Annotated in this window: 11 protein-coding genes; 6 read left to right on the forward strand and 5 right to left on the reverse strand. The window is 73.5% G+C overall.

Annotated elements, in window-relative coordinates; genetic code table 11:
• Positions 1-5: 5 nt before the first annotated feature.
• Together M0638_RS25380 and M0638_RS25385 are read right to left on the reverse strand one after the other, a co-directional pair.
• The gene (locus M0638_RS25380) at positions 6-428 is read right to left on the reverse strand and encodes a hypothetical protein (RefSeq protein ID WP_248669754.1); all 423 of its coding nucleotides are present in this window, start codon (positions 426-428) and stop codon (positions 6-8) included.
• On the reverse strand, positions 415-1821 hold the full coding sequence (locus M0638_RS25385) for a FliI/YscN family ATPase (protein WP_248669755.1): 1407 nt from the start codon (positions 1819-1821) through the stop codon (positions 415-417). The genes M0638_RS25380 and M0638_RS25385 overlap by 14 nt, the downstream gene beginning before the upstream one ends.
• Before the next feature lie 101 nt (positions 1822-1922).
• Between M0638_RS25385 and M0638_RS25390 the strand changes: the two genes are divergently transcribed.
• Positions 1923-2651, forward strand: coding sequence for a response regulator transcription factor (locus M0638_RS25390; protein ID WP_248669756.1), 729 nt, complete (start codon positions 1923-1925; stop codon positions 2649-2651).
• A gap of 452 nt (positions 2652-3103) precedes the next feature.
• Here M0638_RS25390 and M0638_RS25395 read toward each other — a convergent pair whose 3' ends face one another.
• A complete protein-coding gene (locus M0638_RS25395) occupies positions 3104-3313 on the reverse strand; it encodes a hypothetical protein (RefSeq protein WP_248669757.1) in 210 nt (69 codons plus the stop codon).
• Positions 3314-3693: 380 nt separating this feature from the next.
• On the opposite strand from M0638_RS25395, the gene M0638_RS25400 reads away from it, so the two are divergent.
• The 4 genes from M0638_RS25400 (at position 3694) to M0638_RS25415 (ending at position 6487) form a co-directional block, all read left to right on the forward strand.
• Entirely contained in the window at positions 3694-4398 is a 705-nt protein-coding gene (locus M0638_RS25400) for an RraA family protein (RefSeq protein WP_248669758.1), read from the forward strand.
• Between the two features lie 2 nt (positions 4399-4400).
• Entirely contained in the window at positions 4401-4859 is a 459-nt protein-coding gene (locus tag M0638_RS25405) for an acyl-CoA thioesterase (RefSeq protein WP_248669759.1), read from the forward strand.
• A 259-nt stretch (positions 4860-5118) separates the two neighbouring features.
• On the forward strand, positions 5119-5997 hold the full coding sequence (locus tag M0638_RS25410; protein ID WP_248669760.1) for a phosphonopyruvate hydrolase: 879 nt from the start codon (positions 5119-5121) through the stop codon (positions 5995-5997).
• 211 nt (positions 5998-6208) lie between these two features.
• Entirely contained in the window at positions 6209-6487 is a 279-nt protein-coding gene (locus M0638_RS25415) for a cupin domain-containing protein (protein WP_248669761.1), read from the forward strand.
• Between the two features lie 161 nt (positions 6488-6648).
• Here the strand turns inward: M0638_RS25415 and M0638_RS25420 are convergent, their stop codons facing one another.
• On the reverse strand, positions 6649-7770 hold the full coding sequence (locus M0638_RS25420) for an S-(hydroxymethyl)glutathione dehydrogenase/class III alcohol dehydrogenase (protein ID WP_248669762.1): 1122 nt from the start codon (positions 7768-7770) through the stop codon (positions 6649-6651).
• 252 nt (positions 7771-8022) lie between these two features.
• On the opposite strand from M0638_RS25420, the gene M0638_RS25425 reads away from it, so the two are divergent.
• A complete protein-coding gene (locus tag M0638_RS25425) occupies positions 8023-8565 on the forward strand; it encodes a MarR family winged helix-turn-helix transcriptional regulator (RefSeq protein ID WP_248669763.1) in 543 nt (180 codons plus the stop codon).
• Between the two features lie 276 nt (positions 8566-8841).
• Here the strand turns inward: M0638_RS25425 and M0638_RS25430 are convergent, their stop codons facing one another.
• Positions 8842-9186, reverse strand: coding sequence for a hypothetical protein (locus tag M0638_RS25430; RefSeq protein ID WP_248669764.1), 345 nt, complete (start codon positions 9184-9186; stop codon positions 8842-8844).
• Positions 9187-9287: the final 101 nt, after the last annotated feature.

Here is a 9287-nt window from a genome sequence, read left to right on the forward strand (position 1 = left end):
GGGCATCACATTTCCCGCCTACCCATCGCGCCCTCGCGCGCGGCGCCCGAGGCCGCCTCGTCCAGCGCGGCCTGCTGGCGGCGAAGCGTGCCGCGTCGTGCGGTCTCCCGCTGCGCCTCCGACAACCTCTCCAGGGCGTTCTCGGCCGTGCGGGCGGCGAGCAGCGCCCGGCGCGCGGCATCGTGCCGGCGGGCCGCCAACTCCACCTCCAGCGCGGCCTGTGTCCGGTCGGCGAGGCAGCGGGGCAGCCAGGGCGACAGCGCCGACGGGTCGGCGCTCAGTTCGGCATGCAGCGCCGCCTCGGTGGCCCCGCGCCGCGCCTCGGCCGCCGCGACGTGGGCCGACTGCTCGGCCAGTTGCAGCCGGGCCAGCCGCGTCTCGTGCCGACGCAGCCGCTGCAGGACCGCGAGCGGATCAGGCCGCGCCATCGAGTGCTTCCCGCAGACCGGCGAAGGCGAGGGCGATGCCGCTCCGCTCGTCCTTGCGCTGGGCCAGGAAGGCCTCCAGGCGCGGGGCCAGCCGCACCGCCTCGTCCACCGCCGGGTCGGTCCCGGCGCGGTAGGCGCCGAGGCGGATCAGCTCGGCCATGTCGGCATGCAGCGAGAGGATGCGGCGGGCGCGCTGTGCCAGCGCGTGCTCCTCGGGGGCGAGGCAGCCGGGCACGGTGCGCGAGAGCGAGCGCAGCACGTCCACCGCGGGATACCGGCCGCGCTCGCCGATGCGCCGGTCGAGCACCACATGCCCGTCCAGGATGCCGCGCACCGCGTCGGCCACCGGCTCGTCGTGGTCGTCGCCTTCCACCAGCACGGTGAACAGGCCGGTGATGGAGCCGCGCGCCCCCTCGGGCGTGTCCCCGGGGGCCGGGCCGGCGCGCTCCAGCAGGGCGGGCAGCTCCGCGAAGACGCTGGGCGGGTAGCCGCGCGTCGCCGGCGGCTCGCCGGCCGCGAGGCCCAGCTCGCGCAGCGCCATGGCGAATCGCGTCACGCTGTCCATCAGCAGCAGCACGCGCTGCCCCTGGTCGCGGAAATGCTCGGCCACGGCCATGGCGGCATAGGCGGCCTCCCGCCGCAGCAGCGGCGTGGCGTCCGAGGTGGCGCAGACCACGACGCTGCGCGCGAGCCCGGCCAGGCCGAGATCGTCCTCGACGAACTCCCGCAGCTCCCGCCCCCGCTCGCCTACCAGCGCCACCACCGCCACGTCGCAGTCGGCGTCGCGCACCAGCATCGACATCAGGCTGGACTTGCCGACGCCCGAGGCGGCGAACAGGCCGAGGCGCTGCCCCTCCCGGCAGGTGGTGAAGGCGTCCAGCACGCGCACGCCGAGGTCGAGGCGCGGCCCGAGCCGGGCGCGCGTGCCGGCGGCCGGGGCGGCGGCGCGGACCGGCCGGGCGAACCGGCCCTGCGGCAGCGGGCCGCGCCCGTCCAGCGGCTGGCCGAGCGGGTCGATCACCCGGCCGCGCCACGCATCGTCGACCCGCAGCCCGTCCGTGCCGAGCAGCCGCGCCGGGCAGCCGGGCGAGACGCCCTCCAGCCGCCCGAAGGCCGCCGCCTGCGCGACGCCGTCGCGAAACCCCAGGATCTCCACCGTGATCCCCGCCGGATCGCCGGCCGCCGGCAGCGCGGCCCGCCGGCCGATCGTGGCGAACCCGGCCAGGCCGCGTATCTCCACGGCATTGCCGCGGATCGCCGCGACCTCGCCGCGCAGGGACAGCGCCGGCACCGCCCCGATGCCGGCGGCGGCGGCGGCGAACCGGCCCCGGATGTCCTGCCCGGTGGCCGGGGCCGTCTGCTGTCGGGTGCCGATCGACACGAATCCGTCCATGGTTGCCGGACTGACAACCTGAGCGGGAATTGATAAGAATGGATTTCCCTATAGGCGGGTGTCGTGGCTGAATCGCGCCCGACGAAGGTTAGGAGACCTGGATGCGCGTTCTTCTGGTTGAGGATGATCCTGTCGTCGCCCGGGGAACAACGGTCCTGCTGCGGTCCAACACCATGGCCGTGGACGTGGCGGCAACCGGCGAGGAGGCGCTGGAGGTCGCGGCGCTCTACGACTACGACGTCATCCTGGTCGACCTCGGCCTGCCCGACATCGAGGGCTACGAGGTGATCCGCCAGCTCCGCGCCCACGGCAGCACCACGCCCGTGCTCATCCTCTCCGGCCTGGCGCGGCCGCAGGCCAAGGTACGCGGCCTCGGCCTCGGTGCCGACGACTTCGTCACCAAGCCCTTCGACCGCGCCGAGCTGCTGGCCCGCATCCAGGCCGTGGTCCGGCGCAATTGCGGCTTCAGCCATCCCACGCTCGAGGCGGGGCCGCTCAGCCTCACCCTCGGCTCGCGCGAGCTGCTGGTGGGAGGCGTGCCGGTGCGCCTGACCGGCCGGGAATACGCCATCATGGAATTGCTGCTGCTGCGCCGCGGCGCCGTGCTGACCAAGGAGGCGATCATGAGCCACCTCTACGGCGGCCTGGACGAGCCGGAGGGGAAGATCATCGACGTCTTCATCTGCAAGCTGCGCAAGAAACTGGCCCGGTTCGGCGCCGGCGAGATGATCGGCACGGTCTGGGGGCGCGGCTACGTCCTGCGCGAGCACCCGCTGCCCGCCGCGCCGGCCCTGCATGATCCCGCCGGCTCGCCGGTGCACGTCGCCTGAGACCCGGCGCCGATCGTGCCGGTCCGCGCGGGCGCGGACCGGTCAGGCCGCGCGCCCGGGATACCCGCGTCGCGCGTCGCTCCACGGCGTCGGGAACCGGGCGTCCGGCCGCTGCCGGCACGCGGCTTCCCGCGGCGGCGCGGTCCGTCGGAGCCGGGGATGGGGAGGCCGGCCGGCGGCACTGAACGGGCCGGCGGGCAGGGAGTCGGAGCATTTCCGGGCCGGATGGACGCACCCGGCGGCTCGGAAATGCCGCTGGATCGGCGGCCGGGGCCGTTCCGGCCTGACACGGTCACGCCGGGGCCGGCTCCGGCGGCCTGCATGATCCGGCGGGGCCATCCGGCGGCGCCACGCGCCCACTCGCGCCGGTGGCCGCCGGGCCGGCGGGGCAGCATCGGCTGCCACCCCGCCTGATTCCGGGCCGGCGCGCGCACCGGCCTCGTCCGACCCGTTCAGGCGCGGGTCGTGCCGCCCTTCTGGCCGCCCTGCAACTCGCCTTCCAGCGCCGCGATCTTGGCGGCCAGCGAGGCGCGCAGCGCCGGCGCGGCATGCGCCTTCATGGTGGCGAGGGCCTGTCGCAGGTCGGCCAATTGCCGTTTCTTCTCCTCCCTCGAGCGCTGGATCGGCTTCGCATCGGAGAACTGGCCGCTGAAGGCACGCATCTGGGATTCCTCGGTCTGCTTGTGACGGTGCGCAGGGCTGCCGTGGGCCTGATTGCCGGCACCGGCATAACCCTGCGGGGTGAGCTGTGGTTGCGGCCTCGGTTCGCCACCGCCCGGGCGGCGGCGCCGGCGGGGCCGGTCCGCCGCGCCGGCCCCGCTCCGCCGGCCCCGCTCCGCCGGCCGGATCGTGGCATCGGCGAGCGGGGCAGGAGGTGCGGCGGGAAGCGGGCGCCGAATCACCGGCCGCGCCCGACCCTAGCCGATCCGGCGGCGCCTGTTGAGGCTGTGCTGTCCGTCACGTCCCGGCCGGCCCGTCCGCCGGAAGGATTTGACCGCGAACGAGGCCTCCCCGATCCTGGCGGGATTGGAGGGACGACGACATGGAACGTCCGTTTTCGGCGGCCGACCTGGACTTCCTGCGCCAGTGGGACACGCCGACGGTCTGCAACGCGCTCGAGGTGGCGGTGCCGGCAAGGCGGGGGCGCGGCTTCTCGGTGCTCCCCTTCGTCGTTGCCAACAACGCGCTCTCGCCGATCTGCGGCCTCGCCCGGGTGGGGTCGATTCGCGCCGCGGCGCCTTCCGGCCGGTCGCGCGAGGAGGACCGGGCCGCGCGCATCGGCTGGTACGGCTACGTCGGCGATGCCGAGATGCCGACCGTGGTGGTGATCGAGGACCTCGACGAGCATCCGGGCACCGGCGCGTTCTGGGGCGAGGTGAACACCGCCGTCCACAAGGCGCTCGGGGCGCTCGGTTGCGTCACCAACGGCTCGATCCGCGACCTCGACATGGTGGCGCCGGAGTTCCAGCTCCTGGCCGGCTCGGTCGGCCCCTCGCACGCCCATGTCCATATCGTGGACTACGGGCGCGAGGTGGAGGTGCACGGCATGCACTGCTCGCACGACGACGTGGTGCATGCCGACCGGCACGGCGCCGTGGTGATCCCGCCCGACGCGGTGCGCCGGCTGCCCGAGGCGATCGAGCTGGTGGCGCGGCGCGAGAAGGTGGTGCTGGACCTGTGCCGCTCCTCCAACTTCTCCGTCGAGGCGCTGCGCGACGCGCTGAACCGCATGGACGAGATCCACTGAGCGTGGCCGCGCCCGGCGGGGAGGCGGCCGCGCTCGCGCGGGTGCGGCGGGAGTGGGTCGACCACTACGGCCACATGAACCTCGCCTACTACCTCGTGGTGTTCGACCTGGCGACGGACCGGCTCTGGCCCTCGCTCGGCCTCGGTGACGGGCTGCGCGCGGCGGGGCTCGGCACCTTCGCCGCCGAGAACTGGGTCGGCTACCGGCGCGAGGTGCGCGAGGGCATGCCGCTGGACTGTGACAGCGAGGTGCTCGCCTGCGACGCCAAGCGGCTGCTGCTGCGCCATCGCATGCATCATGCGGCGGAAGGCTGGCTGAGCGCCGAGAACGAGGCGCTGTTCCTGTGCGTGGACCTCGCGGCGCGCCGGGTGGTGCCCTGGCCGGAGCCGGTGCTGGCGCAACTGCGGGCCGCGGCCACGGGCGGGGCGCCGGAGCGGCTGAGCCTGACACGCCGCCGCTAGAGCCGATCCAGCCTGACTGTATCAGGCCGGAACGGCTCCAGCCTTCTGGTTTTTCGCATTTTCCGGGTCGCCGGGTGAGGGCACCCAGCTTGAGTATGCCCTGGCACCCGCCGCCGGCGCCCGCCCCGGCCGGACCGCCCGCCGATGCGGGAGCGCGCGTCGCGGGTCGTTCGGCTTCCGCCCACGGATCGGTCCGGCCATCATCCGCCGGCTGCCCCGCCGGCCGGCATGGGCGGCGAGGCGGGGAGGGGAGGGAGCCATGGAATCCGGCATGTCGAAGGCGGCGCGGCTGCGTGGAAGGCTGGACGTGCGGCGGCCGGCGCTCGCCATGGCGGCGCACAACCCGCTCGCGGCGAAGCTCGCCGCCGAGGCGGGGTTCGACGCCGTCTGGGGCAGCGGCTTCGAGCTCTCGGCCTCCTACGCCGTGCCCGATGCCAGCATCCTGCCCATGGGCACGCATCTGGAGATGATGCGGGCGATGGGCGAGGTGCAGGACGCGCCGGTCGTCGCCGATCTCGACACCGGCTTCGGCAATGCCGTGAACCTCGCCTATGCCGTGCCGCGCTACGCCGCCGCCGGCGTCGCCGCGGTGGTGATCGAGGACAAGACCTTCCCCAAGGACAGCAGCCTGCGCCCCGGCGGCCGGCAGGAGCTGGTGCCGATGGCGGAATTCCAGGGCAAGGTGGCGGCGGCGCGCGACCTGGGCGGCGGCATGCTGGTGGTGGCGCGTACCGAGGCGCTGATCGCCGGGCTCGGGCTGGAGGAGGCGCTGCGTCGCGGCAAGGCCTATGCCGAGGCGGGCGCCGACGCGGTGCTGGTCCACAGCAAGCAGAGGACGCCCGACGAGATCCTGGCCTTCTGCCGCGCCTGGCCGGGGCGCGTGCCGCTGGTGCTGGTGCCGACCAGCTACCCGCAGCTTTCCTTCGCCGACATCGCGGCGCTGGAGAAGGTCGGGCTGGTGATCTGCGGCAACCACGCCGTGCGCGCCGCCGTCGCCGCGATGCGCGCGACCTTCCGGCGCATCCTGGCCGAGGGCGGCATCGCCGGGGTGGAGGGGGAGATCGCCACGGTCGGCGAGATCTTCGACCTGCAGGGCGATGCGCGGCTGCGCGCGCTGGAGCGGGACTACCTGCGCTGAGGCCCAGGACGGCGGGGCTGCCCGGGTGCCGAGGCGCCGCCGTCGCGGTACGGGCGGGGCCGCGTGCCCACCGGGTGCTCATCGCGTGCCCACCGGCCGCCGTCGGCGCGGGCGGCCTCCCGGCGACGCATGGCCGGCCACGCGGCGATGGACAGTCCCCCGTCGGGCATGGCCTCCTCTGCCGGCCGGGGAACGGGACGGGAGGACCGGGATGGACGCGACGGCTTTCGAGGCGGCGCTCGGCCGCGACGGCTTCACGGGGGTCGAGGTGAAGGCGCTGGAGCCCGGCCGGGCGACGCCGCCCCACGCGCATCCCTTCGAGGTGCGCGCGCTGGTGCTCGACGGCGACATCACCCTGACGGTGGACGGCCGGCAGGACCGCTACGGCGCCGGCCAGGTCTTCACCATGGCCGCCGGCCATCCGCATGCCGAGACGGTCGGCCCGGACGGCGTGCGCTACCTCGTCGGGCGTCGGGCGGCGGCGGCATAGCGAACGGCCGGGGCGAACGGCCGGGCCGCCGGGCGCCGGCCGGCCACGCGGCGCCGGCGATCGGCCGGGTTGGCGCAGGTGCCGGCCCCGGTGCCACCCGCCCGGCGCCGCCGGGTGCCGGTGCCCGCGCATCATGCCCCGGCAGCGCCGGGGCGGCGGGGTCAGAACACCACGACCGAGCGGATGCTCTCGCCCTTCTCCATCAGCTCGAAGCCGTGGTTGATCTGCTCCAGCGGCATGGTGTGGGTGATCAGGTCGTCGATGTTGATCTTCCCCTCCATGTACCAGTCGACGATCTTCGGCACGTCGGTCCGCCCGCGCGCGCCGCCGAAGGCCGAGCCCTTCCAGACGCGGCCGGTGACGAGCTGGAAGGGCCGCGTCGCGATCTCGGCGCCGGCCGGGGCCACGCCGATGACGATGCTCTCGCCCCAGCCGCGGTGGCAGCATTCCAGCGCCTGGCGCATGACGTTCACGTTGCCGGTGCAGTCGAAGGAGAAGTCGGCGCCGCCATCGGTCAGGTCCTGGATCGCCTGCACCACCTTGTCGTTGCCCACCGCCTTCGGGTTGACGAAGTGGGTCATGCCGAATTTGCGCGCCATCGCCTCCTTGGCCGGGTTGATGTCGACGCCGATGATGCGGTCGGCACCCACCATGCGCGCGCCCTGGATCACGTTCAGCCCGATGCCGCCGAGGCCGAACACCACGACGTTGGCGCCGGGCCAGACCTTGGCCGTGTAGATCACCGCGCCGATGCCGGTGGTCACGCCGCAGCCGATGTAGCAGATCTTGTCGAAGGGCGCGTCCTCGCGGACCTTGGCGACGGCGATCTCGGGCAGCACGGTGAAGTTCGAGAAGGTGCTGCACCCCATGTAGTGGAACAGCGGCTTCTCGTGCGCCGGATCGCAGGCGAAGCGGCTGGTGCCGTCCGGCATCACGCCCTTGCCCTGCGTCGCGCGGATCGCGGTGCAGAGGTTGCTGCGCCGGCTGAGGCAGGTTTTGCACTGCCGGCATTCCGGCGTGTAGAGGGGGATCACGTGGTCGCCGGGCCGCACGCTGGTCACGCCGGCGCCGACCTCGCGCACGATCCCGGCGCCCTCGTGGCCGAGGATGGCTGGGAACAGCCCCTCGGAATCGAGGCCGGACAGCGTGTAGGCGTCGGTGTGGCAGATGCCCGTCGCCATCACCTCCATCAGAACCTCGCCTGCCTTCGGGCCTTCGAGATCCACCGTCTCGATCGTCAGGGGCTGGTTCGCGCCCCAGGCCACGGCGGCACGGGTCTTCATGCGGCACTCCTCCGGAATGGACTGTTCCGCCCCAGCATGCCCGAAAGGCGTCGCTTTGCCCAAGCCGGCCCCTGGCCGGGGCCGGCGGCCCGAGGGCTGCAACCGGCGGGCGATCCGGGGGAGGGGGTGGCGCAGGAATGTCATACCTGGGAAGAATCATAACGATTGCGACGCAGGCCTCTCGACGCCCGGATGGCGTGACGCCATGCTTCGGCGGCCGGCCCGGATTTTGATGAATTCTTAAGGATTGGTATGGACGCACTGGTGTTGGAGGCGACCGGCGGCGCGCAGGCGGCAGCCGCGAGCGGCTCGTCTGTCCTCGATCTCGATACCTACCTGCCCGCTCGGCTGATGATCCTCTCGAACAAGCTCTCCCGTGGTGCGTCGAATCTCTATCGCCAGCACTTCGGCGTCGGCATCAACGAGTGGCGGGTGCTTTCATACCTTGCGGGCGAGTCCTGGATCGCGGCCAGCCGGATCTGCCAGATGGTCGGACTCGACAAGGCGGCGGTCAGCCGCAGCCTGAGCTTCCTCGACCAGCGCGGGCTCGTCGATTCCCGCACCCCCGGCGGCGACGCGCGGCGGCGCCTGTACAGCCTCACCGCCTCCGGCCGCCTGCTGCACGATCGGGCCATGGTCGTCGCGCTGGAGCGGGAGCGCCGGCTGGTCTCCTGCCTCACCCTTGAGGAGCAGGCGACGCTGCTCGCGCTGCTGAACCGGCTGCATGGCAATCTGGGGTCGGTCGATCGTCCCTATGACGTCCCGCCCGGACCGCATACGGCGACCGGCGACTGACGCGGCCCGCTCCGGGTGGAGATCGGCCTGTCCGGATAGGCATCCTGCTAGAGCATTTTCAAGCTGGGTGTACTACCCAGCGACCCGGAAAATGCGAAAAACCAAAAGGTTAGAGCCGTTCCGGCCTGATACAGTCAGGCCGGAACGGCTCTAGAGCGGATCGCCGGCGGGCGGACACGCCCGGCGGCGTGAATCCGCGCCGGGAACAACGAGCGACAGCGAACCGCAGTCCCAACCGGACTGCGGTTCGCTGTAGGCCGATGCGGCCGTCGCCGCCTACTCGCAGGGCGGGATCGGCTTGCCCTCGCCGGGCCGCAGCCCGCCGAGATGGCGCAGCAGCGCCGCGTACTCCTGGTGGCCGGGGGGATACACCATGGGCGGCGGGTGCCCCACCACGCCCCCGGCGCCTTCGAAGCGCAGTTGGTCCAGCACGATCGTGCCATCGGGCCGCATGGTGGCCTGCCCGAGGGTCGGCGACGCTGCGGGGTTCGAGGGCGTCCGGCAGGCAGCCCAGCCGGTGGCAGCGCCGATGGCTGGCGCGGCGTGGGTGGTCGTGCCCACCAGGCACGCCAGCAGGCAGACGGCGATCAGGGCAGGATCGGGCCTGCGCAGCGGATCCATGGCGTTGTCCTTCCTGCCGCCGACCGCGGCGTGTGCGGGATGTCGTGGCGAGGGATGGGCGGGCCGGCGCCCGCCCCGTTGCCGGTCAGCTCACCGTCACG

The organism is Roseomonas acroporae (genome assembly GCF_023223525.1).
GTDB classification, from domain to species: Bacteria; Pseudomonadota; Alphaproteobacteria; order Acetobacterales; family Acetobacteraceae; genus Roseomonas_E; species Roseomonas_E acroporae.

Excerpts from the sequence above, each read along its gene's own strand:
- M0638_RS25400 (WP_248669758.1), top strand. The coding sequence starts at position 3,694 with ATGGAACGTCCGTTTTCGGCGGCCGACCTGGACTTCCTGCGCCAGTGG.
- M0638_RS25395 (WP_248669757.1), bottom strand. The coding sequence starts at position 3,313 with ATGCGTGCCTTCAGCGGCCAGTTCTCCGATGCGAAGCCGATCCAGCGC.
- M0638_RS25380 (WP_248669754.1), bottom strand. The coding sequence starts at position 428 with ATGGCGCGGCCTGATCCGCTCGCGGTCCTGCAGCGGCTGCGTCGGCAC.
- M0638_RS25420 (WP_248669762.1), bottom strand. The coding sequence starts at position 7,770 with ATGAAGACCCGTGCCGCCGTGGCCTGGGGCGCGAACCAGCCCCTGACG.
- M0638_RS25415 (WP_248669761.1), top strand. The coding sequence starts at position 6,209 with ATGGACGCGACGGCTTTCGAGGCGGCGCTCGGCCGCGACGGCTTCACG.
- M0638_RS25410 (WP_248669760.1), top strand. The coding sequence starts at position 5,119 with ATGGAATCCGGCATGTCGAAGGCGGCGCGGCTGCGTGGAAGGCTGGAC.
- M0638_RS25385 (WP_248669755.1), bottom strand. The coding sequence starts at position 1,821 with ATGGACGGATTCGTGTCGATCGGCACCCGACAGCAGACGGCCCCGGCC.
- M0638_RS25390 (WP_248669756.1), top strand. The coding sequence starts at position 1,923 with ATGCGCGTTCTTCTGGTTGAGGATGATCCTGTCGTCGCCCGGGGAACA.
- M0638_RS25425 (WP_248669763.1), top strand. The coding sequence starts at position 8,023 with ATGGACGCACTGGTGTTGGAGGCGACCGGCGGCGCGCAGGCGGCAGCC.
- M0638_RS25430 (WP_248669764.1), bottom strand. The coding sequence starts at position 9,186 with ATGGATCCGCTGCGCAGGCCCGATCCTGCCCTGATCGCCGTCTGCCTG.